Raw genomic sequence first — 22,241 nt, 5'->3', positions numbered from 1 at the left:
CCGGACAAGGGAGCAGTGTCCGTCTACCACCGTTTGAACGGCGTTCAAGCGGCGGTAAACGGACACTGCCCCGGTGGAAGCGGCGGTAAACGGACACTGCCCCCGGTAGAAGCGGCGGAAACGCTCCCGGGACGCCCCGGGACGCCGCAGGACGCCACGAGACGCCCCGAAACGCCACGAGACGCCCCAGGATCCCCCGGGGACGCCGACGGGAGGCTCAGGTGCGGGCGCGGGATTCGCGGTGGGCGATCCAGGAGCGGTGGAGGCCCGCGTAGATGCCGTCCTCGATGTCGACCAGTTCGGCGTGGGTGCCGTTCTCGACGAGGTCGCCGTCGGCGAGGACGAGGATGCGGTCGGCGCGCTCGGCGGTGGAGAGGCGGTGGGCGATCGTGATGGTGGTGCGTCCGCGGGAGAGGCCGTCGATGGCCTGCTGGAGGCGGACGTCGGCGGCGGGGTCGACGGCGCTGGTGGCCTCGTCGAGGACGATGATGTCGGGGTCGGCGAGGTAGGCGCGGGCGAGGGCGACGAGCTGTCGCTCGCCGGCGCTGAGGGACTCGCCGCGCTGGCCGACGGGGGTGTCGAGCCCGTCGGGGAGGTCGTCGATCCAGGTGCCGAGGCCGAGCTCCTCGAGGGCGCGGCGCATGTCGGACTCGGTGGCGTCGGGGCGTCCGTACAGGAGGTTGCCGGCGACGGTGGTGTCGAAGAGGAACCCTTCCTGCGGCACCATGATCACGCGGGAGCGCAGCGAGGAGTAGGTGATGAGGGGCAGCGGCACGCCGCCGATGCGGAGGGTGCCGGAGTCGGGGTCCATCATGCGGGTGAGCAGCTTGGCGAAGGTGGTCTTGCCGCTGCCGGTCTCGCCGACGATCGCGACGCGCGACCGGGCGGGCAGGCTGACGGTGATCCCGTGCAGGACCTCGGGGCCGGAGGGGTAGGAGTAGCGCAGGTCCTCGATCTCGATGTCGAGCAGGCCGTCGGGGAGCGCGCGGGCGCCGGGGACGGCCGGGAGCCGGTCACCGGTGTGGGGGTCCATGCCGCCGGCCGGATCGGCGACGTCGGCCGGGGTGTCGAGCACGCCGAGCACCCGCCTCCATCCGGCGACCGCGTTCTGGGCTTCGGAGAGCATCTCGATGCCCATGCGCACGGGCTGGCTGAACAGGGAGACGAGGAAGACGAAGGCGACGACGCCGCCGGCGGAGAGGTCCGCGCCCGGCAGGTCGACACCGAGCATCCCGGTGCCGAGCACGACGCCGACGACGACCACGACGGCGGTGGCGAGGCCGTCGGCCGTCTCGGAGAGGAAGAAGGAGGCGGACTGCGGCTTGAGGACCGAGAACTGGGCGTCACGGACCTCGCGGACACGCCCGACCTGGTCGCGCCGGGTGCGGTCCTCGACGCCGTAGGCGCGGACGGTGGCGGCGCCGACGAGCGACTCGGACACTGCACCGAGCATGCGGCCGACGGCGGCGCGCACCTGCTGGAACCGTCGTCGGATGAGCTTCTGCAGGCTGCCCATGATCAGCAGGATCGGCAGGTAGCAGATCCACACGACCACGGCGAGCGGCCACGAGTAGACGGCCATCACGCCGGTGGCGAGGACGAGCTGCATGCTCATCACCACGAGCATGATGCCGCCGAAGCTCATGAACTGGCTGACGGTGTCGACGTCGCTGGTCACGCGGGAGACGAGGGCGCCGCGCTGCTCGGTGCCCTGGGTGAGCAGGGAGAGGTCGTGGATGTGACGGAAGGCGCGCTTGCGCAGCGTCGCGAGGGAGGTCTCGGCCAGGCGGAACAGCCGACGGTTCATCAGCACGTTGCAGGTCGCGGTGGCCACGAGCACGAGCGCGGCGAGACCGGCGGCACCGGCGACGAAGCGCACGTCGGGAGCGGCGGGGGCGATGATGCCGCGGTCCAGGATGGCCTGCACGGCGATCGGCACGACGACCTTGCCGGCGGTCGCGATGACGGCGAGCAGCAGGGTGACGCCGATGCCGGTCATGGCCCCAGGGGTGAGGGCGAGCCCGCGGCGGATGGTGGTCAGCGCGGACTCGTCGGACCCGGTCTCCGTGCCGAGTGCGGAGGAGCGAGGGGCCGACGAGCCTGCGGCCGAAGGACGGGTAGCCGACGGACGGGCGGCCGACGACGCCTTCTCGGGGGTGGCGGTCATCGTTCGTCCTCCTCTCCATCGCGCACGGATCGCCGCAGGTCGCGGCGCACCTCGTGCTGGCGCGCGGCGTCGTCCTCGCTGCGGCGGCGGGCCGCGGGGACGGCGACGGCGGGGTCTGGCCCGTCGCTGGGCTGGGGTGAGCTGGACTCGAGCAGATCGTGGGCGATGGCGGCTTCGTCGTATGCGTCGACGAGCGCCCGGTAGCCCTCGCACTCCTCGCGCAGCCGGGCGTGGGTCCCCTGGTCGACGACGCGGCCGTGGTCGAGGAAGACGACCTGGTCGGCGAGGGAGATCGTGGACTTGCGGTAGGCGATCAGCAGCAGCGTCGAGTCGGTCATCTCGCGGCGGATCCCGTCGAGGATGGCGAGCTCGACGCTGGGGTCGCAGGCGCTGGTCGCGTCGTCGAGGATCAGCAGTCGGGGCCGACGGGCGAGCGCCCGGGCGAGGGCGATGCGCTGGCGCTGGCCGCCGGAGAGGGAGCCGCCGCGCTCCCCCAGCTCGGCGTCGAGACCGCCGGGGAGGGCGTCGACGAAGCCGTCGGCCTGGGCGATCCGGAGCGCCCACCGGATGGTGTCCTCGTCGATGTCCTCGCCGAGGGTGATGTTCTCGCGGACGGTGTCGTCGAAGACGAAGGCCTGCTGGAGGACGAGCGCGACGTCGGCGGTGAGCGCATCGGCGGTGAGGGTGCGCAGGTCCGCGCCGTCGAGGCCGACGGATCCGGATGTCGGGTCCATGAGCCGGGCGGCGAGCAGGGCGAGGGTGGACTTGCCGGACCCGGTGGCGCCGACCACGGCGAGCACGCGGGTGCCCGCCGCGGGGTCGGCGACGAGGCTGACGTCGCTGAGGGCCCTGCTCTCCCGCACATGCGCGCCCGCCGCGCGCGATCCCGCGCCGCGGCCCAGGATCACCTCGTCGGGGTCGTCGCGGTAGACGTGGGTGACGTCCTCGAAGCGCAGCACGCCGGGCCCGTCGGGCAGCGGATCCTGGCCGTAGGTGCGCTCCTCCTGGACGTCGAGGATCTGCTGGACGCGTCCGCCGCCGACGACGGTGCGCGAGAGGTCCCCGAGCACCCAGCCGAAGGAGCGGATGGGCAGCGCCATCAGCGTGAACAGGTAGGACACCTCGACGAGCTGCCCGGTGGTCAGATGGCCCTCGCCGATCCGCCAGGCGCCGAGCACGGCGACCGCGAGGATGCCGAGGTTCGGCAGTGCGTCCAGGGCGGGGTCGAACCATCCGCGCACGTAGCCGAAGCGGATGCCGGCGGTGCGCAGGTCGTCGGCCGCTCGGGAGAATCGCTGCTCCTCGACGTCCTCGCGACCGAGCGACTTCACGACGTTCGCGCCGTCGAAGGACTCGTGGGCGATCTCGGAGACCTCGGCGCGCAGCTGCTGGGAGCGCACGGCGATCGGGGTCGCGAACCGCTGCAGCATGACGTTCAGGAGGATCAGCAGCGCGATGAGGGCCACCATGACCAGCAGGATCACCGGGTCGATGCGGGCGACGACGACGGTCGCGTACACGAGCATCACGATCGTGGCGAGCGCGAAGGGGAACGGTGCCATCGCGAAGAACGTCGCCTCGACGTCGGAGTACATCGAGCTGAGCAGCGTGCCGGTGGACTGGCGGCGATGCCACAGCAGCGGCACCTTCGCGTAGACCGCGGCGAGACGCTCCCGGTAGAGACGGAACAGGTCGAACTGCGCGGCGGCGGCGAACACGCGCCGGGCCATGACGGTCACCGCACGCGCGACGGCGATGCCGAGGATCGCGAGTCCGCCGCCGACGACGGTCGCGAGCACCGGCTCCCCGGAGGCGAAGGACGGGATGACCACGTCCTCCGTGACCGCGCCGATCACCGAGGACGTGGCGATCTGCAGCAGCGCGAAGGCGACGGCGCCGAGCACCGCGAGCACGAACCAGGTGCGCATCTCCCACGACCCGCGCAGCAGGCGCTTGAGGCCGGGCACGAGGACGGAGGGATGCGGGGCGGCGAGGTTCTCGGCGGCCGACGGACGACCGGTCGACGGATCGGGCTGGCCGGCCGACGGATCGGGCTGGGTCGACGGATCGGGCTGGGTCGACGGATCGGGCTGGGCGGCGGACGGACGGGACGAGGAGAGGGAGGAGGGGGTCATGCGGTCACGAAGTGGACGACGACGGCGATGGCGAAGGTGATGGTGGAGAGCATGGCGAGGGAGAACTCGATGATGATGCCGAGACCGAGCGCCTTGATCGCGATCCAGGCGTTGTCCAGGCCCTTCCTCCAGTCCTTCAGACGCAGGGACTCGGCGACGTACAGGCCGATGAGGAAGCCGATCGGCAGTCCGAGGAAGGGGATGACGAAGATGCCGACGATTCCGGAGGCGATGCCCACGAGCACCGGCCACATGGGCACCTCGGCCTCTTTGAGCCGACGCCCGGTGAGCACATAGCTGCAGGTCATGCCGATGGCGCCGAGGACGAGGACGATCGCGAAGGCGATCCATGCCGGCCAGCCGCCGATGACGATCGCCCACACCAGGGTCGCGATCACGATCGTGATGGTGCCGGGCAGGACGGGCACGATGATGCCGGTCAGGCCGACGATGTAGGCGAGGGCGGCGAGCACCGTCACGATGATCTGGACGGTCAGGGAGTCCACGGGTCCTCCGGGGCGCAGGTGCGGGCAGGTCGGGAAGCGGCGGGTCCGAGGGCGTCGCGTGACCGTTCACGGGATGGCGCGCGCTGATGACGGCGAACCCGTCGGGCAACCCTGTCCATCGTACCGGTGCGGAAATCGGGCGGGACGTGTGATGAGGACCGTCAGGCATGGCGCCGCGGGGGCCGGGGACCGTACCGTGCGAGCGTGAGCGAGTTCCTGCGGCTGCTGGTGGTCGGGTCGGCGGGCGGCCTGGGGCTGTTCGCCGTGATCCTGCTGCCGGCGATCTGGCTGCAGCGCCGGAGGTTCGGGCGCGTGCATCCGTGGCGGCTGCTCGGCATCGCCGCGATCTGCGTGTACACGATGGCGCTCGCGGGGCTGACGATCGCCCCCGCCTACGACATCGCGGTGACCTGCCGCAACCGGGTGGGAGGAGTGGCCCGGCTGGATCCCTTCCACACCGCCGCCGAGCTGCTCGGGCTGCGGCGCGGCGGACTGGCCTGGCGGGATGTCCTCACGAGCTTCGCGATGATGCAGGTCGTCCTGAACGTGCTGCTGTTCGTGCCGCTGGGTCTGATCCTGCGCGGCGTGTTCCGCCGGGACACCACGACCACGGTGGCCACGGCGATGCTGCTCTCGGCGCTGATCGAGGTCACCCAGTACACGGGGGCGTTCGGCCTGTACCCGTGCGGGGTGCGGATCGCCGACGTCGAGGACCTGATCACGAACACGCTGGGCGCCTGGGTGGGGGCGCTGTGCGCTCCGCTGCTGGTGCGCCTCGGGGTGCCGCTGTTCGACCGCGGCCCGGCTCAGGGCAGCCGCACGACCTGACCGGCCCAGGAGAACCCGCCGCCGAATCCGACCAGCAGCGCGGTCGCCCCGGAGGGGATCCGTCCCGCCTCGCGCATCCGGGAGATCGCCAGGGGGATGGTCGCCGCCGAGGTGTTGCCGGAGGTGATGATGTCGTCCGCGACGATCGCGTCCTCCCGCAGGCCGAGGGATGCGGCGAGCGGTTCGATCATGCGCAGGTTCGCCTGATGGGGCACGAACACGTCGATGTCCTCCATGGTCAGGCCCGCGGCCTCGACGATGTCGGCGCACAGCCCGGGCGCCTCGCGCAGCGCCCATCCGAGGACCCGACGTCCCTGCTGGGAGAAGGCGGGGCCCTCGCCGCCGATGGTGACGGCGTCGGCGAGCTCGGGGACCGTCCCCCAGACGACCGGCGAGATCCCGGGCTCGTCGCTGGGGACGAGGACCATCGCACCGGCGCCGTCGGCGGTGAGGATGCAGGTGCTGCGGTCGGTGTAGTCGGTGACCGCGGAGAGCTTCTCGGCACCGATCACGAGCGTCGCGGTGGAGGTGCCGGTGCGCAGGGACATGTCGGCGACGGCGAGCGCATGCTCGAATCCGGAGCAGGCGGCGCCGACGTCGAAGGCGGCGGGGCCGGGCAGGTCCAGCAGCTGGGCGACGCGGCCGGCGGCGCTCGGGGAGCGCTCGTAGTTGGAGCAGGTCGCGACGATCACCTGGGTGATCTCGGCGGGGTCGATGCCGGCGTCGGCGATGGCGGCGCGGCCGGCCAGGGCGGCGAGGTCGGCGACGTCCTGGTCGTCGGGGGCGATGCGGCGGGACTCGATGCCGGTGCGCTGCCGGATCCATTCGTCGCTGGTCTCGACCATCTGCTCGAGGTCATGGTTGGTCATGATCCGGTCGGGGCGATGGTGGCCGGTCCCGATGATCCGGGAGCCCGCCCGAGGGGCGGGCGGGGCGACGGGACGGGACGATGCGGTCATGCGATGCTCCTGGCCTGGGACGATACGGGGTGCTGTGTCTCCTGCCCATCCGCTGGAAGGAGCACCTCTCCGGCGTCCCAACCTACATCGTCACCTGCGTCGTCGTCCGGTCCCCGGTCGCGTGCGGATGCTGCTGCAGGTCCCGCCGGCCCGTCCCTCACGCGGTCACGGTGAGGGTGGAGCTGCCGTCGCTCTGCCGGCGCACATGGATCTGCTCGGCGATCTGCTGCTTGAGCTCGCCGACGTGGCTGACCAGGCCGATGGTGCGGCCGTGCTGGGCGAGCTGGCCGATCTCACCGATCACCCGGTCGAGGGACTCGGGGTCGAGGGATCCGAAGCCCTCGTCGATGAACAGGGTCTCGAGCTGCACTCCCCCGGCTTCTCCGGTGACGATGTCGGCGAGGCCCAGCGCGAGGGCGAGGGAGACGATGAAGGTCTCTCCCCCGGAGAGGGTCTCGGGGACGCGGCTGGCGTCGGAGCGGTGGTCGATGACCTGCAGGTCGAGACCGGTCTTGCGGGCGCCGCGGGAAGAGGTGTCGCGCCGGAGCTCGAGGTCGGAGCTGGAGAACAGGGCGAGGCGCGCGTTGGCGGCGACGATGACGTCCTCGAACCTGCGCATGAGCACGAAGGTCGACAGCGGGATCCGGTCGCCGTCGCTGCTGCGCCCGGTGGCGAGGTCGGCGACGCGCACGACGACCCCGGCCTTCGCGCTGACTCCCTCGACGGTCCGGCAGGTGCGGGTGAGGGCATCGCGTGCGGCGGTGCCGCGCTCGAGGGCTCCGGTGGCGCGGGCGGCCGTCCCGGAGGCGTCGCGGGCTGCGAGCTGGGCGGTCTGCAGGGCCTCGGTGCGCTCGCGCAGCTCGGTCTCGGCCTTCTCCCGGGCGTCGTCGGAGGGGTCGACGTCGGCGATGCCCTCCTCGGCGAAGCCGTCGGCGAGCCGGGACTCCTCGATCGCCCGCTGCCGGACGCGGCCGACGAGGGTGCTGCGGGCATCGTCGGCGAGGACCGCGGCGCGGATCTCGTCGGCGTCGGTCAGGCCCTCGCCGAGTCCTTCGGCGGACAGGCGTGCGTTGGCGGACTCTCGGGCCTGAGCGGACTCGTCGGCCAGCTCGGAGGCACGGCGGGCGGCGTCCCGTGCGGTGCGCAGGCTCTCGCGCAGGGCGGTGGCGGCCCGGGCGCGGGCGCGGTGGCCGCTGCGGCGCTCGGCGACGGAGGCGGCGTCCCCGCGGCCGGCTGCCACGCGCTCGCGGTCGGTGGCGAGCGCGGCGTCGGCCTCGGCGAGGGATGCGGTCTCTCCGCGCAGGGCGAGGGAGTCGGCTTCGCGGCGCTCGGCGAGCTCCCGGTCCTGCCGGTCGTGGGCGGCGATCTCCGTGTCGAGCGCGGTGGCCCGTTCTCCGGCCTCGCGGGCTGTGCGGACCGCGGCCTCAGCCTGCTCGAGAGCGGCGGCGGCCGCTGCGGCGTCGAGGCCTTCGGCGGCCTCGCGGAGCCTCGTGAGCTCCTTCGCCGCGAGGGCATGCTCCTGCTGGGCTGCGGCGAGGCGGGCATCGGCGCTCTGACGCGCGGTCTCGGCGGTCTCGACCTGCTGGGCGTCGACGGCATCGTCCGTGGGCTGCGCAGGGTCGGGATGCTCGGTCGAGCCGCAGACAGGGCAGGGCTGCATCTCCTCGAGGCCCCCGGCGAGCTCGGCGGCGATGCCGGCGTATCGGCGTCGGCGCAGCTCGGTCTCGGTCTCGGCGGCGGCACGGGCGGCGTCGGTCGCTCTGCGGAGAGCCGACGCGGCCTTCTCGACGACGCCGTCCTGGCGGACGGCGCCCTGGGCGGCCTGGAGACGGGCTGCGGCGGCCTGCTCTGCGAGGCGCGCATCCGAGAGGGCGGTCGCCGCCTCGAGGGCGGCGTCGCGGGCGCGGACGAGATCCTCGCGCTGTGCGGGACGCTTCGCGATCTGCGCCTGGAGCTCGGCGAGCGCCGTCTCGGCAGCCTTCAGTGCGGTGCGTCGGCGTGCGAGCTCCTCCGCCCGTGCCTCGAGGCTCTTCTCGACCGAGACGAGGTCGTTGAGGGCGCCAGCCGCCGTGGTGGACTCCTCCGCCGCTGCGGCGAGAGCGGTGCCCGGATCCGCCGCCGATGACGCAGCCCCGGCCGGCGACGACTCCAGCAGCTCGACCAGGTCGGCATGCTGATCGCGGGCCTGCTCAGCGGTCTCGGCGAGCGCGCGCTCCGCTTCGTCCACGGCGGTGCGGGCGGCGTCGAGGCGGGCGAGGGCGGCGGCGACGGGTCGGGCGGCCTCGTCGCGGGCGAGAGCCTTCTGCGCGTCCCGGTGGGCGGGCGCCTCCTGGGCGAGGCGGGCGGCGAGGGCGTCGAGCTTCCGGCGCCGGTCGATGAGGGTGCAGGCCGTGCGGGCGGTCTCCACCGCGGCACGTGCGGCGGTCTCGCTGGCGGTGGCCTTCGCGGCGGCGTCGGCGGCGGCGTCGGCGGCGGCCTTCACGACGGTCAGGCGCTCCTGGACCTCGGCGGTGAGGTCGTCGAGGCGGAGGGCTCGGGCATGCTCGTCGAGGAGCTCGCGCTGCTCGTCGTCGACGTCGGCGGCCTCGACGAAGCGGGCGACAGCGGTGGCGAGGGTGCCGTGGGCGGCGTCGACCTCCCGCTTGGCCTGCTTGCGCATCTCCTCGAGCTGCTTCTCCACGTCCTCGTAGATCTGGGTGCCGAAGACCCGCTGGAGGACCTGCTGGCGCTCGGTGGTCCCCGCCCGGAGGAAGCGGGCGAACTCGTTCTGGGGCAGCAGCACGGTCTGCGTGAACTGCTCGCGGGTGAGTCCGATGGCGCGATGGATCTCGCGCCCCACCTCGTCGAGCCTCGTGGCGATCGGTTCCACGCCACCGCCCTCGCCGGCCGCGTCGGCGATCGCGGCGGGGATCAGATCCGGGGCGGTGATCCGCCAGAGGATGGCCTTGGCCTGCTGCTTGGTGGTCCCGGTCGTCCCGTCGGCGGAGCGGCGACGCCGAGGACGCTCGAAGGAGGGCTCGCGGCGCACCCGGAAGATCCCGGCACCGGTCTCGAAGACGAGGTCCACGACGCTGGGCTCCATGGCGGGGGCGAACTGGGAGCGGATGCGGTCGTCATGGGAGGCGGTGCCGGCGACCTTCCCGTACAGCGCGAAGACGATCGCGTCGAGGATGGTGGACTTGCCCGATCCGGTCGGTCCCTCGAGCAGGAACATGCCGCTCGCGCCGAGGCTCGCGAGGTCGATGTCGGCCTCGCCGCCGAAGGGGCCGATGCCGCGCAGTCGCAGGTGGTGGAGCTTCACATCGCCTCCTGGCGGCTGCTGCGGACGGCAGCATATGCATCGTCGAGGACCTGGTGCTCGGCATCGGTGGGGTCGGCGCCCGTGACGTAGGCGAGGAACTCGTCCATCACCTCGAGCGGATCGGACTCGCGACGCACCTCCGGGGAGAGCTCCGTGCGATCGCGCCCCTCGGGCTCGTAGCCGGTCAGCAGCAGGTGCGGATACACCGCTCGCAGTCGCTCCTGCAGATGGGGCGGACGCGCGGGATCGGTGATCGTCACCTTCACCCAGTCCTCCGCGTGCTGCTCGGACTGATCGAGCACCTGGTCGAGGGTCCCTCTCAGCTCGGTCAGCCGCCTCGGCACGGGCGCGGCGATCCTCTCCACGGTCACGTCACCGGGTGCTGCGAGGTCCACGAGGAGCACGGACTTGCGCTGGTTCCTCTCGGAGAAGGAGAAGGCCAGGGGCGAGCCGGAGTACCAGGCGGGGGCACCGACGGCGCTGCTGAGGTCCTGGCATCCGTGCAGGTGGCCGAGGGCCAGGTAGTCGATGCCGTCGAGCACGCCCGCGGGGACCGAGTCCACGCCGCCGACGGAGAGGTCGCGCTCGGAATCGCTGGGCTCGCCGCCGGTGACGAAGGTGTGGGCGAGCACGACGGTGCGGGCACCGGGATGCTCCGCGGCACGGCGGCGCACCCGGGCGAGGGCCGCCGCGGTGACCGCCTCGTGGCTGCGCTCGAGCGGCGCCGGCGCGCCGTCGACCCCGGACTCGGACTCTGACTCTGACTCTCGGAGGATGGCTGCATGCCGCGCGATGTCGGGCTCGAGGTAGGGCAGCCCGAAGAAGAGCACCTCCCCGTGCTCGTCCTCGACGATGACGGGATGGTCGATGCCGGCGAGATCCGTCATCAGATGCACGCCCGCGCGCATGAGCTCGCGCCCGAAGCCGAGCCGCGTCGCCGAGTCGTGGTTGCCGGGGGTGAGGACCACCGTGGTCAGATCCGCGAGGCGCGCGAGGGTGCGCCCCAGCAGCTCGACGGACGCCGTCGGCGGCACAGCCCGGTCGTACACGTCGCCGGGGATCACGACGACGTCGACGCCGCGTTCGCCCACGAGCTCGATCAGCCACTCATGGAACGCGACCTGGTGCTCGTGGAGGTCCTCGCCGTGCAGGGTGCGCCCCAGATGCCAGTCCGAGGTGTGCAGGATCTTCATGCCGACGACTCTATGCATCCGCCCCGACGCCCGGAGCCGACGCGGCCCCGATGTGGACGCGTCGGCAATGGGGAGGAGCAGCCCGAGGAGGGCCTCCTGCGCACGAGCGGGTGGAGACGGATGACTGGGGAAGAGCACGGATGTGCATGACCGTCGACGGTGCCGGAGCGCAGGCGTAGCGTGACGGTCATGGCTGCACAGACGCAGGACCCGAGCGACCTCCCAGGAGACCCGAGCGACCACCCCGCGGACCTGACCGCCCCCGGGACGGAGACCTTCGACGTCGTCGTGATCGGCGGCGGTCCCGTCGGCGAGAACGCGGCGCAGTACGCGATCGAGGGGACTGAGCTGACAGCGGCGATCGTCGAGACCGAGCGGATGGGCGGCGAGTGCTCGTACTGGGCCTGCATGCCGTCCAAGGCGATGCTCCGGCCGATCGACGTCGCGGGCGCCGCCGCCCATCTCGGCGGGATCGCGAGCCCGAGCATCGACCCGCCCGGCCTCCTCGCCCGACGCGATGACTGGGTCTCGCACTACGACGACTCCGGACAGGCGCAGTGGGCCGAGGGCGCCGGCATCACGGTGGTGCGCGGGCATGGCCGCGTCGTCGGCGAGCGCGAGGTGATCGTCGACCCTCCGGCGAGCGCCCCGGGACCCGCTGGGGCACCGCGGCGGCTGCGGGCCCGGCACGCGGTCGTGGTGGCCACGGGATCGGTGCCGACGGTCCCGCCGGCGCTGCAGGCTATCCACCCGTGGACCTCACGCGATGCGACGGGCGTGCGGGAGATCCCCGGATCGCTCCTGATCGTCGGCGGCGGCGTGGTCGCGGTCGAGGCCGCCACCTGGATGAATGCGCTGGGGTCGCGGGTGAGGATGTTGGTGCGCGGCGACCGTCTGCTGCGCGACGCGGAGCCGTTCGCCGGCCGCCATGTGCGCGAGGCCCTTCGCCGCGCGGGGGTGGAGATCGAGCTGGGCGCACGGGTCGTCTCCGCGACGCGGCCCGCCGCCCGCGACTCCGGCATCGGCCGGATCCACGGTGGTCCGGTGTCGGTGCAGGTCTCCTCCGACGACGGGATCCGCGACATCACGGCCGACGAGATCCTCGTCGCCACCGGACGGCGGCCCCGTCTGGAGGACGCCGGGCTGACGGCCGACGCCGTCGATGCGGGACGCCTGCCGGAGGATGTGCATGTCGTCGGCGATGCGAGCGGCCAGGCTCCGCTGACCCACTGGGGCAAGTACCGTGCGCGGGTCGCCGGGGCGAGGATCCGCGCCGAGGCCCTCGGCGAGCAGCCCGAGTCCGTTCCCGATCTGGTCCCGGTGCCGCAGGTGATCTTCACCGACCCGCAGGTCGCCTCGGTCGGGATGACGACGGCGCAGGCGGCCGACGCCGGATACGACCCGGTGACGGCAGAGGTGCCCTATGCGAGCGCCGCCGGCACGTCCCTGCTGAGGGACGATGCCGACGGCACTGCCGGCATCGTCGTGGACGCGGCGTCCGGACAGCTGCTGGGGGCGACGTTCGTCGGCCCGGATGCCGGGGAGCTGATCCATGCGGGGACGGTCGCGATCGTCGGCCGCATCCCGGTGCATGTGCTGCGGCATGCCGTGCCCAGCTATCCCGCGGCCTCGGAGCTGTGGCTGCGGCTGCTCGAGGAGCTGCCGCGGGAGCTGCGGCACGGCTCTCCCTCCCGCCACCGCCACTGACCTGCCGTCGGCCCGTCGCCGATCCGCCGCCGTCGCCGATCCGCCGCCGCCGCTGACCCGCCGGCCTCATCTCCGCTCGTCTCCGCTCACCCGCATCGGACGCAGTACGCCGGACGCCGGACGCCCCGCGACCACCGGGTCACGGGACGTCCGGCGTCCATCACGGGATCTGCAGGCGATCTGCAGACGATCCCGGGAGATGCTCCGGGAGCTCCCTCAAGGGCTCCTCAGCGGATCAGCGTCGGTCGAGGCGACGACCGATGCCGAGTGCGCAGGCGCCGGCACCGACCAGTGCCGCCACACCGACCACCATGAACCCGATGGGAGCACCGGTGCGGGCGAGGTCGTCCCGGACCGCAGGGGCGCTGTCCTCGGAAGCGCCGCCGGACGTGCTGCCGCCGGACGTGCTGCCGTCCTGGTCGTCGTCGACCGGGACGGTGACGTCGACCTCGTCGTCCGACCCTGCCGAAGCTCCGTCGTCGGTGCCGTCAGCGGAGCCGTCATCCGTGCCGTCGACATCGGCGCCCGGATCAGCGCCGCCGTCCGCGCCGTCGTCCGTGCTTCCGTCGTCGGCGCCGGGATCCGTGCCATCATCCGTGGCCCCGTCGTCGGACCCGCCCTCGTCGGACCCGCCGTCCGTGCCATCATCCGTGCCGTCATCATCGGAGCCGTCGTCGCCGCCCGCGGCGCAGGACTCGGGCGCGGCACCGGAGGTCCAGGTGAAGGACGGGATGTCGACGGTGACGGCGGTGCCGGTGTCCGGGATCGCGGTGACGGTGATCGGGACCTCGGTGCCCTCGGGCACGCACAGCCAGTCGGTGAGGGTGACGTCGGCGTAGCGCTCGCCCGTCTCGGGGTCCTCCTGGTAGTCGGCGCTGAAGCTGCCGAAGTCACCGGCGTCGACGGTCACCGAGGCGATCTGCGGGGCGCCGAGGCTGAGGGAGTCGAGGTTGCTCAGGCGCAGCACCGGATCGGTGTCGACGCCCGCCTCCTCGTCGTACTCGCCGCCCTGGACGATCTCGAGCCCGAGCTGGCGCTGCGCGAAGCTCGGCGCGAGATCGGCGTTCTCCTCGGCCTGGAAGTAGCCGGAGAGGGCGTCGCGGTCGATCACGCCCGTGTCCTGGATGTTCGTGGCCTGGGCGAGGGTGTGCATGTTGTCGCCGCCCTCGAACAGGAAGCTCGCGGCGACGACCGTGTAGGTGGCGTCGAGGTCGATCGGCTCGCCGCCGATCCGCACGTCGATGACATGGGAGTCCATCTCGGCGCTGGGATCGTAGGTGTAGGTGACGTTGTCGGAGACCCCGAAGGCGTAGAACTCGCTGGTGGCCGCCCCGGAGGCGTCGCGCTGCCACTGCTCCTCGAGCATCTGGACGAACTGGGCTCCGGTGACCTCGCCGGTGTTCAGGGTGTTGCCGAAGCGGACCACGTTGTTGGCCTCGCCGTAGGTGACCACGCCGTCGCCCTCGCCGGAGTCGTCGGCGTACCAGAACTCGGAGCGGATGCCGCCGGGGTTCATCCAGCCGATGACCTCCTGGTCCTCGTAGCCGCCGCGGTCCTCGAGGAACCACGCCATGGAGTCGGCGAGCATGTTGCCGGCCGCGGAGAAGCTGGAGCGGTCGTCGCCCTTGATGTCGGCGCCGCCGGTGGCGCCCGTCGCGGTCCACACGCCGTCGACGTACGCGGCCCGGTCGGCCGCCCAGGCGGTGGTGATGTCCGCGGAGATGGTGCCGACGGGGTTGTCGGCCTCGACGGCGGCCTCGGCGATGGCGTCGGAGGCGATGGTGCTGGCCGCGACGTAGGTCGGGTCGGAGGCGCAGGCGTCGAGATCGGCGGAGGAGGTCTCCAGCAGCTGGGTGCCGCCGTCGGCGACGTCCCAGTCGCCGTCGTCGCCGAGCTCGAGGGTCACCGAGCCGAGGTGCTCGCCGCTCGAGCCGGTCTGCACGATCGGACGGACCTCGCCGTCCTGGCCGGGGACCGGCGCATCGTACGCGTACAGCTGATGGGAGTCGCCGTTGAAGATCGCGTCGGCCTCCGCGGAGGTCTCGGTGACGATCCGGTCGAAGATCGGGTCGCTGTTCGCGGGCGCCTCGCCGACGGCCGACGCGTCGCCGCTCGCACCCTCGTGGTAGGACGCCACGAGCACGTCGTACTCCTCGCCGGAGGCGTCGAGCTCGGAGATCGCCTGGTTGACGGAGTCGACGGGGTCGCGGAACTCGAGGCCCTCGATCGCGGCGGGGCTGACCTTGCCGACGGTCTTGGTGGTGACGGCGCCGACGACGGCGACCCGCACATCTCCGGCGTCGACGATCGTGTACGGGGTGTGGACCCGCTCCCCCGTCGCCGTGTCGTACACGTTGGCGGCGAGGTAGGGGAAGTCCGCGAGGGGCTCGATGCGACCGGTGAGGTCGTCGACGCCCTTGTCGTACTCGTGGTTGCCGATCGCCGAGGCGGACACGCCGAGGGCGTTGAGGTACTCCAGGGTGGGTTCGTCGTCCAGCAGCGCCGAGGAGAACTCGGAGCCGCCGACGCTGTCTCCCGCGGACAGCAGCACCGTGCTGGGGTTGGCGGCCTCGGCGGTGACGACGGTGCAGGCGAAGCCGTCGGCCGCGCTGAGCGCGCCGTGGAAGTCGTTGAAGGTCAGCAGCTGGACCTGGTCCCCGGGCTCGGCGGCCTCGGCGGCGAGCGGCAGGACGGCGGCGGAGCCGAGGGCGAGGGCGGCGGCTCCGAGGCCGACGACGGCACGACGAGCAGCGCCGCAAGGGAGGGCACGATGGCCGGTGCGGGCGGGGACCTGGGGCATGGGCGTCTCCTGGGGACGGGAGGGATGCTGCGACCGGTGGGGCCGGCCGGGGAGCAGCGGAGGGAGGACGGCGGGACGACGGATGCTGCGAGCCTGCGATGCCCCGCGGTGCGGCCCGGAGCTCACCAGCAGCAGTGCACCGCAGACTGGCGCGGAGGGCGAGCAGGCTCCCCGCCCTTTCCGCGGACTGTCACCGACTATTCACCGTGCTCCCAGGTCCGCGCACCCCTCTTGACCACCTTCGCGTTCCTGTTTTGCCGACTCTTGACTGAAAGGGCGGCCCGGGACCTTCGTCTCGTCGCTCACGAACATGCCTGCGGTGGTGAGGGCGGAGGGCGGGGGCGGTTACGATCGACACCGACTTCTGACGAGACCTCTTCGCGCGGCTCCCGCGCTGGGAGGCCGCGCCGCCCGACAGACCTCTCCCCACCCGACGACGGGCCCCGCCCGACTCGGCGACCCCGGGTCGACGCCCGGCGTCATCCCGAAGGAGCTCTCCATGGTGATGCCGTTCATCGCCCGCCGACCCACCGTCCCGGCCAAGGACGGGGCGAGCTGGCCCCACGTGATCATCATCGGCGGCGGCTTCGCCGGCGCGAACGCCGTGCTCGGTCTGCGCGACACCCGCGTGCGCGTCACCCTCATCGACCGCAACGTCTACAAGACGTTCCAGCCGCTGCTGTACCAGGTGGCGACGGCCGGTCTGAACCCGGGCGACGTCACGATGTTCCTGCGCGGCCTGTCGCTCAAGGTCCCGAACATGCGCTACCGCCAGGGCGAGGTCGTCGGCATCGATCCCGAGCGCAAGGTCGTCACCCTCGACGAGGGCCAGATCGGCAACGAGGAGCTCGAGTATGACTACCTGGTGCTCGCCAACGGCGCCACCACCACCTACTTCGGCACCCCGGGTGCCGAGGAGCACGCGATGCCGATGTACACGCGCTCGCAGGCGCTGGCCATCCGCGACCGCGTGTTCTCGGAGCTCGAGCGCGCCAGCCGCGTGGCCGACCGCTCCGACCGGCTGCACGTCTCGATCGTCGGCGGCGGGCCGACGGGCGTCGAGATCGCGGGGGCTCTGGCGGACTTCCGCGCCCAGGAGCTGGACATCCTCTACCCCGAGATGGATCCGGGCACCCTGCGCATCACCCTCGTCCAGCGCGGCAGGGAGCTGATCAAGGAGTTCCGCGAGGAGTTCCGCGAGTATGCGGCCTCCGAGCTCGAGGACCGCGGTGTGGAGCTGTGCCTGGGCCATGGCGTGAAGTCCGTCGGCTACGACCATGTGGTCCTCGACGACGACTCGGTCCTCGAATCGGACATCACCATCTGGGCGGCGGGGGTCGGCATCGCCGACATCGTCAAGGAGTGGGGCCTGCCGCAGACCAAGCGGGGCCGCATCGCCGTCGAGGACGATCTCCAGGTCAAGGGCTTCCCGGGGGTCTTCGCCGCGGGCGACATCGCCGCGCAGGACGATGAGCTCCCCCAGCTCGCCCAGCCCGCCATCCAGGGCGGCCAGGCCGTGGCCCGCGCCATCGACGCCGACGTCCGCGGCCGGGCCCGCAAGCCCTTCCAGTACAAGAACCTCGGCACGATGGCCACCATCGGCCGCCGCGCGGCGATCGCCGAGCTGCCCGACCTCCCGGTCACCGGCTCGATCGGCCTGAACGGCACCGTCGGCTGGTTCGCCTGGCTGGGCGTGCACGTCGCCAAGCTGCTGGGGCACCGCAACCAGCGGGCGGTCTCGATGAACCTGCTGAGCCTCTACACGGGGACTCGCGCCACCCATCAGCCCAATCCGGTGGTGGGCGAGGTCGACTCCCTCAAGGCGGCACGGATCTTCGAGCAGCAGGCCCCGCACCGCAAGTTCGGTCGCGACCACCAGGCCTGACAGCCCGCCCTCCGGCCACCGGCCCAGCAGGCGGCACATCGTCCCGGCAGGCGCCGCACCGGCTCCGCGCGGGCGCCGCACCGGCTCCGTGCGGGCCCCGCACCTGCCCCGCGCCGTCGGCATCAACCGGGCAGCGACAGTCCCACGACGACGAGCACCGTGCACATCGCGCCGACGACCAGCACGGCGGCGGTCGCGAGCACGATCGGCAGACCGTCCCGGCCGAGCCTGCCCTCGGTGCGCAGCGAGACGGTCGCCCGCCGATAGCCGAGCGCGGTCAGGGCGTACGACAGCACGGCCAGTCCCGCGCCGAGCACCCCGACGATCACCGCCACGATCCCGAGCGGCTCGAGCACGAATCGCATGGCGACCAGGGATGCGACGCCGAAGGACAGGCAGGTCCGACGCCACGCCAGCAGCGTCCGCTCGGGCTGCAGCCCCGGATCGTAGACCCCGCGCTCGTCCAGACGGACGTGCTCGGGGTCGCTCGCCCTGTCGCTCTCGGGGTCGCTCGCCCCGTCGCGGTCGCTCACGCGTAGACCCCGATCGCCACGAGCGCCGCAGCGATCACCACGCCGATCACGATGATCGCCCCGATCGCCGGGCCGGGCAGCGGCGTCCCGCGGCGCAGGGAGCGCTCCGTGGCCTTCCATCCGATCCAGGCCTGCACGGCGCACAGGGTCCCCAGGACCAGGAAGACGATCGCCGAGGCCATCCGCCATCCCTCGGCGACGGGCAGAGCGAGCGCCACGAGAGCGAAGGCACCGGCGTACATCGCCAGCGAGGTGCGCAGCCAGGCGAGGAAGGTGCGCTCGTTGGCGAGGCTGAAACGGGGGTCCGGCTCGTCCCCGTCGCGGTAGACGGAGGCCGGGAAGCGTCGTCGTGAGGTCACGGTTCAATCATGGCATCCCGCTCACTGCGCGGCGCTGTGATGCGCGTTCACTCAGATTCGAGCAGTCCGGTCGGGATTGTCGGCCACGGCCGACGCTCGCCGTCCGCGGCCGACGACCCGGCTCAGAAGCCGGTGCGCGGTCGTGCGCCGTCGGCCGACCTCCGGATCCCGCGCACGGCCTGCACGGTCGCGATCGCGGCCTCGACGGCCTCGGCGCCCTTGTCCTCGACCGAGCCCTCCAGGCCCGCCCGATCGAGCGCCTGCTGCTCGGTGTCGCAGGTCAGCAGGCCGAAGCCGACGGGCTTGCCGGTGCGCAGGGAGACGTCCAGCAGCCCTTGGGTCGCGGCCTGGCAGACGTAGTCGAAGTGCGGTGTGCCGCCACGGATCACGCAGCCGAGCGCGACCACCGCGTCGGCCCTCTCGGCAGCATGGAGCGCGCCGATCGGCAGCTCGAAGGAGCCGGGCACGCGCACGAGGTCGATGCGGGTGACGCCGGCTGCGTCGAGTGCGCGGCGGGCTCCGGCGATCAGGCCGTCCATGACGACGTCATGCCAGCTGGCGGCGACGACGGCGACCCTCAGGTCGCTGCCGTCGGTGTGGATGGTGGGCGCTCCGGCTCCGCTCATGACGGGGTCCTCTCGGTGGTGGGTTCGGTGGGGTCGATGGATTCGGTGGGGTCAGCGGGTTCGATCAGTTCGATGGGCCCGGTGGCTCCGGGGGCGGCCGCGGAGTCCACCGCGGCAGGGTCCACCGCGGGTGGGTCCACCGCGGCGGGGTCGACGTCCTCGAGCGCCTCCGACGGGATCAGATGCCCCATCGAGTGCGCCTTCGTGCGCAGGTAGTCGAGGTTCTCCGCGGTGCGGCCGACGACGAGCCCGACCCGCTCCTCGACGAGGATCCCGTGCGCAGCCAGAGCCTCGGCCTTGTCGGGGTTGTTGGTGAGCAGCGCGACGCGGTCGATGCCGAGGTCCCGCAGGATCGCCGCGGCGGCCCCGTACTCGCGCAGGTCGCCGGGCCAGCCGAGGTCGAGGTTCGCCTCGAGGGTGTCGCGCCCGCGATCCTGGAGGTCATAGGCGGCGAGCTTCTCGAGCAGGCCGATGCCGCGCCCCTCGTGCCCCCGCAGGTAGACCACCGCTCCCCCGGACTCGGCGACGCGCGCGAGCGCCGCATCCAGCTGCGGACCGCATTCGCAGCGCGCGGAGCCGAACGCCTCCCCGGTCAGGCACTCGGAATGGATGCGCACGAGCACGGCCGACGACCCAGCGGGCGCCTCTCCCGCGGCGACGAGGGCCACGTGCTCGGCTCCGGTGCGCAGGTCGCGGTATCCGTGGATCACGAGCTCCCCGTGCCGGGTGGGCATCCGGGCGCTGACCAGGTGCTCGACGCGATCGGCCGACGACTCTGCCGCACCCGCGCCGGCTGCGGCCACCGCGCCTGCCGTCCCGCGGTCCCCCGCTGCAGAGGCGTCGTCGGCCCGCGCCTCCAGCCAGGAGCGCAGGTCCGCGATCGTGATCACGACGAGGCCCTCGGCGTCGGCGAGCGCACGCGCTTCGGACAGGCGCATGACCTCGCCGTCGTCGCGGACGAGCTCGCCGATCATCCCGACCGGTGCGAGACCCGCGGCGCGGCACAGGTCCACGGCGGCCTCCGTGTGGCCGGCCCTGGCACGGACCCCTCCCGCGACGGCTCGCAGCGGGATCACGTGCCCGGGGCGGATCAGGTCGACGGGACGGGCGGCGGGATCGGCGAGGACTCGCAGGGTGCGGGCACGATCCGTCGCGGAGATGCCGGTGGTGACACCCTCGGTCGCGTCGACGCTGATCGTGTAGGCGGTGCGCAGGCTGTCCTGGGTGCGCGGGACCATGAGCGGCAGGGCGAGACGGTCCGCGAGGTCATCCGGCATCGGCGCGCACAGGTAGCCGGAGCTGTGCCGGACCGCCCATCCGACCCAGCGCGGGGTCGCGAGCTCGGCGGCGAGGATCGCGTCGACCTCGTTCTCCCGGTCGGCGTCGTCGGCCACGAGGACCGGGCGTCCCGTGCGCAGCTGCTCGAGCGCCGCCTCGATCGACGTCGTCGGGGTCGTCATCGCTGCTCCTGCAGCCGTGCGACATAGCGGGCGAGGACGTCGACCTCCAGGTTGACCTCGTCGCCGACCTGGAGCGCACCCAGCGTCGTGGCCTCGAGCGTCGCGGGGATCAGGGAGATGCCGAAGGTGTCGTCGGACACGTCGGTGACCGTCAGCGACACCCCGGAGACGGTGATCGCGCCCTTCTCGGCGATCAGCGGAGCGAGGCGGCGGTCATGCGCGATCACGAGGTCCTCCCAGCGGCCGGATCCCGTGCGGGAGCGCAGGGTGCCGACGCCGTCGACGTGCCCCTGGACGATGTGGCCGCCGAGCCGGGCGTCGGCTCGCAGGGCGCGCTCGAGGTTGACGGGGCTGCCGGGCGTGCGGCGGCCGAGCGCGGTGCGGCGCAGGGTCTCGGGGACGGCGTCGACGGCGAAGGTGCCGTCCTCGCCGAGCTCGACGACGGTCAGGCACACGCCGTCCACGGCGATCGAGTCGCCGAGGTGCGCGTCCGACGCGGCGATCGGGCCGCGCACGAGCAGACGCGCCTCTCCGCCGGGCCGCGGGGTGATGCTCTCGAGGGTTCCGATCTCCTCGACGATGCCGGTGAACATGGGGTCTCCTTCCGGGAGGGGCCGTCAGGCCTGCTGGTCTGCGCTGCTGGTGGATGTGAGGTCGGCAGGCGCCCGATGGGCGATGAGCAGGACGTCCTCGCCGAGACGTTCGACGCGCTCGGTGCGGAAGCGTCGGGCATCGGCGATGGTGCCGATGCCCAGGTCCCCGACCGCTCCGCGTCCGGCGCCGAGCAGGACCGGGGCGATGTAGGCGTGGATCTCGTCGACCAGGTCGGCGCGCAGGAAGGCGGAGGCGAGCGTCGGCCCGCCCTCGAGCACGGCATGGTGGATCCCGCGGGTGGCCAGCTCCACCAGCGCATCCACCGGGTCATGGGAGCTGACCTGCAGGAATCCTCCGTCCAGCTGGTCGCCTGTCCCGTGTGGCCCGCGCACGGCGGCGTCCGCGGGCACCGGGCGACGGCCGACGACGACCCGCAGCGGCTGCGAGCCGGCGAGCTCCGCCCGGCCTTCGGCGGACAACGCGGCCCCCGTCCCAGCCACGGACGGCGCGGTCGTCGGTCCAGCCGCGGACGGCGCGGCCGCCGGCTCGAGCCGCGCTGTCAGCTCGGGGTCGTCGGCTGCGACGGTCCCGGTGCCGACGATGATCGCGCCGGTCCGGGAGCGCACAGCGTGGGCATGGGTGCGAGCGGGGGCGCCGGTGATCCATCGGCTGCTGCCATCGGCGGCGGCGATGCGGCCGTCCAGCGTGGTCGCTGTCTTCAGCACCAGGTGCACGGCATCGACGGCGGCACGCCGGTACCAGGGTCCGATCAGCGCCATCGCCTCGTCGGCGAGCACTCCGCCGACGACCTCGACGTCCGCCTGCACCAGCCTCTTCGCCCCGCCGCTCGAGCTGCGCCCGGGATCGGTGAGCGCATGGACGACCCGCGCCACCCCCGCCTCCAGCAGGGCGCGGCTGCACGGACCGGTGCGGCCCGTGTGGTCGCAGGGCTCGAGGGTCACGACGGCGGTCGCACCGTGCAGGTCGATGCCGCGGCGGCGGGCATCGGCGATCGCGTCCGCCTCGGCATGGGCGGTGCCGGCTCCACGATGATGCCCTTCGGCCAGCGTCGTCCCGTCGGGAGCAAGGATGACGCAGCCGACCTGCGGGTTCGCGTCACCGGCAGGACCCAGTGCAGCGAGTTCGAGGGCGCGCCGCATCGCAGCGACCTCATGGGGGGTGGCGGAC

At 72.8% G+C, this 22,241-nt stretch carries 16 protein-coding genes; 3 read left to right on the top strand and 13 right to left on the bottom strand.

Translation table 11 applies throughout. The annotated features are described in order from the left end of the window. Positions 1–217 precede the first annotated feature (217 nt). The 3 genes from ACZ5AJ_RS00305 to ACZ5AJ_RS00295 are packed head-to-tail and all read right to left on the bottom strand — an operon-like array spanning position 218 to position 4,808. Positions 218–2,167 carry an ABC transporter ATP-binding protein gene (locus ACZ5AJ_RS00305; RefSeq protein WP_464136129.1) on the bottom strand — a complete coding sequence of 650 codons (1,950 nt, stop codon included), beginning with the start codon at positions 2,165–2,167 and terminating at the stop codon, positions 218–220. Further along, the gene (locus tag ACZ5AJ_RS00300; RefSeq protein WP_464136128.1) at positions 2,164–4,302 is read right to left on the bottom strand and encodes an ABC transporter ATP-binding protein; all 2,139 of its coding nucleotides are present in this window, start codon (positions 4,300–4,302) and stop codon (positions 2,164–2,166) included. Before ACZ5AJ_RS00300 ends, ACZ5AJ_RS00305 begins: the two co-directional genes overlap by 4 nt. Next, positions 4,299–4,808, bottom strand: coding sequence for a DUF456 domain-containing protein (locus ACZ5AJ_RS00295; RefSeq protein ID WP_464136127.1), 510 nt, complete (start codon positions 4,806–4,808; stop codon positions 4,299–4,301). Before ACZ5AJ_RS00295 ends, ACZ5AJ_RS00300 begins: the two co-directional genes overlap by 4 nt. A 204-nt stretch (positions 4,809–5,012) precedes the next feature. Here ACZ5AJ_RS00295 and ACZ5AJ_RS00290 point away from each other — a divergent pair, with 204 nt between their 5' ends. Then, positions 5,013–5,636 (top strand): VanZ family protein, encoded by a 624-nt coding sequence (locus tag ACZ5AJ_RS00290; RefSeq protein WP_464136126.1) that lies wholly within the window; start codon positions 5,013–5,015, stop codon positions 5,634–5,636. Here the strand turns inward: ACZ5AJ_RS00290 and ACZ5AJ_RS00285 are convergent. The 3 genes from ACZ5AJ_RS00285 to ACZ5AJ_RS00275 all read right to left on the bottom strand — a co-directional run bounded on the left by ACZ5AJ_RS00285 (position 5,615) and on the right by ACZ5AJ_RS00275 (position 11,089). After that, the gene (locus tag ACZ5AJ_RS00285; RefSeq protein ID WP_464136125.1) at positions 5,615–6,595 is read right to left on the bottom strand and encodes a beta-ketoacyl-ACP synthase III; all 981 of its coding nucleotides are present in this window, start codon (positions 6,593–6,595) and stop codon (positions 5,615–5,617) included. The two genes, ACZ5AJ_RS00290 and ACZ5AJ_RS00285, sit on opposite strands and share 22 nt — an antisense overlap. A 157-nt stretch (positions 6,596–6,752) precedes the next feature. Then, entirely contained in the window at positions 6,753–9,896 is a 3,144-nt protein-coding gene (locus tag ACZ5AJ_RS00280; protein WP_464136124.1) for an AAA family ATPase, read from the bottom strand. Continuing rightward, positions 9,893–11,089 carry an exonuclease SbcCD subunit D gene (locus ACZ5AJ_RS00275; RefSeq protein ID WP_464136123.1) on the bottom strand — a complete coding sequence of 399 codons (1,197 nt, stop codon included), beginning with the start codon at positions 11,087–11,089 and terminating at the stop codon, positions 9,893–9,895. The genes ACZ5AJ_RS00280 and ACZ5AJ_RS00275 overlap by 4 nt, the downstream gene beginning before the upstream one ends. A gap of 189 nt (positions 11,090–11,278) precedes the next feature. On the opposite strand from ACZ5AJ_RS00275, the gene ACZ5AJ_RS00270 reads away from it, so the two are divergent. Continuing rightward, complete coding sequence (locus ACZ5AJ_RS00270; RefSeq protein ID WP_464136122.1) at positions 11,279–12,796, top strand: dihydrolipoyl dehydrogenase family protein; 1,518 nt, start codon at positions 11,279–11,281, stop codon at positions 12,794–12,796. A 235-nt stretch (positions 12,797–13,031) separates the two neighbouring features. Here ACZ5AJ_RS00270 and ACZ5AJ_RS00265 read toward each other — a convergent pair whose 3' ends face one another. Continuing rightward, the gene (locus tag ACZ5AJ_RS00265; RefSeq protein WP_464136121.1) at positions 13,032–15,596 is read right to left on the bottom strand and encodes a bifunctional metallophosphatase/5'-nucleotidase; all 2,565 of its coding nucleotides are present in this window, start codon (positions 15,594–15,596) and stop codon (positions 13,032–13,034) included. 499 nt (positions 15,597–16,095) lie between these two features. Between ACZ5AJ_RS00265 and ACZ5AJ_RS00260 the strand changes: the two genes are divergently transcribed. Further along, positions 16,096–17,481, top strand: coding sequence for an NAD(P)/FAD-dependent oxidoreductase (locus ACZ5AJ_RS00260; protein ID WP_464136120.1), 1,386 nt, complete (start codon positions 16,096–16,098; stop codon positions 17,479–17,481). Between the two features lie 122 nt (positions 17,482–17,603). On the opposite strand, the gene ACZ5AJ_RS00255 is transcribed toward ACZ5AJ_RS00260, so the two are convergent. From ACZ5AJ_RS00255 to ribD, 6 genes are all read right to left on the bottom strand, one after another. Then, positions 17,604–18,014, bottom strand: coding sequence for a DUF202 domain-containing protein (locus tag ACZ5AJ_RS00255; protein ID WP_464136119.1), 411 nt, complete (start codon positions 18,012–18,014; stop codon positions 17,604–17,606). After that, the gene (locus tag ACZ5AJ_RS00250) at positions 18,011–18,373 is read right to left on the bottom strand and encodes a YidH family protein (protein ID WP_464136118.1); all 363 of its coding nucleotides are present in this window, start codon (positions 18,371–18,373) and stop codon (positions 18,011–18,013) included. Before ACZ5AJ_RS00250 ends, ACZ5AJ_RS00255 begins: the two co-directional genes overlap by 4 nt. A gap of 122 nt (positions 18,374–18,495) precedes the next feature. Beyond that, the gene (ribH, locus tag ACZ5AJ_RS00245) at positions 18,496–18,999 is read right to left on the bottom strand and encodes a 6,7-dimethyl-8-ribityllumazine synthase (RefSeq protein WP_464136117.1); all 504 of its coding nucleotides are present in this window, start codon (positions 18,997–18,999) and stop codon (positions 18,496–18,498) included. Further along, entirely contained in the window at positions 18,996–20,459 is a 1,464-nt protein-coding gene (ribA, locus tag ACZ5AJ_RS00240; protein ID WP_464136116.1) for a GTP cyclohydrolase II, read from the bottom strand. The genes ribH and ribA overlap by 4 nt, the downstream gene beginning before the upstream one ends. After that, positions 20,456–21,052 (bottom strand): riboflavin synthase, encoded by a 597-nt coding sequence (locus ACZ5AJ_RS00235; protein WP_464136115.1) that lies wholly within the window; start codon positions 21,050–21,052, stop codon positions 20,456–20,458. Before ACZ5AJ_RS00235 ends, ribA begins: the two co-directional genes overlap by 4 nt. A gap of 24 nt (positions 21,053–21,076) precedes the next feature. Next, positions 21,077–22,213 carry a bifunctional diaminohydroxyphosphoribosylaminopyrimidine deaminase/5-amino-6-(5-phosphoribosylamino)uracil reductase RibD gene (gene ribD / locus ACZ5AJ_RS00230; RefSeq protein ID WP_464136114.1) on the bottom strand — a complete coding sequence of 379 codons (1,137 nt, stop codon included), beginning with the start codon at positions 22,211–22,213 and terminating at the stop codon, positions 21,077–21,079. Positions 22,214–22,241: the final 28 nt, after the last annotated feature.

This window comes from Brachybacterium zhongshanense, assembly GCF_055385755.1.
This window is presented reverse-complemented; position numbering and strand designations above follow the sequence as displayed.

Excerpts from the sequence above, each read along its gene's own strand:
- ACZ5AJ_RS00305 (WP_464136129.1), bottom strand. The coding sequence starts at position 2,167 with ATGACCGCCACCCCCGAGAAGGCGTCGTCGGCCGCCCGTCCGTCGGCT.
- ACZ5AJ_RS00300 (WP_464136128.1), bottom strand. The coding sequence starts at position 4,302 with ATGACCCCCTCCTCCCTCTCCTCGTCCCGTCCGTCCGCCGCCCAGCCC.
- ACZ5AJ_RS00285 (WP_464136125.1), bottom strand. The coding sequence starts at position 6,595 with ATGACCGCATCGTCCCGTCCCGTCGCCCCGCCCGCCCCTCGGGCGGGC.
- ACZ5AJ_RS00275 (WP_464136123.1), bottom strand. The coding sequence starts at position 11,089 with ATGAAGATCCTGCACACCTCGGACTGGCATCTGGGGCGCACCCTGCAC.
- ACZ5AJ_RS00270 (WP_464136122.1), top strand. The coding sequence starts at position 11,279 with ATGGCTGCACAGACGCAGGACCCGAGCGACCTCCCAGGAGACCCGAGC.
- ACZ5AJ_RS00265 (WP_464136121.1), bottom strand. The coding sequence starts at position 15,596 with ATGCCCCAGGTCCCCGCCCGCACCGGCCATCGTGCCCTCCCTTGCGGC.
- ACZ5AJ_RS00260 (WP_464136120.1), top strand. The coding sequence starts at position 16,096 with ATGGTGATGCCGTTCATCGCCCGCCGACCCACCGTCCCGGCCAAGGAC.
- ribH (WP_464136117.1), bottom strand. The coding sequence starts at position 18,999 with ATGAGCGGAGCCGGAGCGCCCACCATCCACACCGACGGCAGCGACCTG.
- ribA (WP_464136116.1), bottom strand. The coding sequence starts at position 20,459 with ATGACGACCCCGACGACGTCGATCGAGGCGGCGCTCGAGCAGCTGCGC.
- ACZ5AJ_RS00235 (WP_464136115.1), bottom strand. The coding sequence starts at position 21,052 with ATGTTCACCGGCATCGTCGAGGAGATCGGAACCCTCGAGAGCATCACC.
- ribD (WP_464136114.1), bottom strand. The coding sequence starts at position 22,213 with ATGCGGCGCGCCCTCGAACTCGCTGCACTGGGTCCTGCCGGTGACGCG.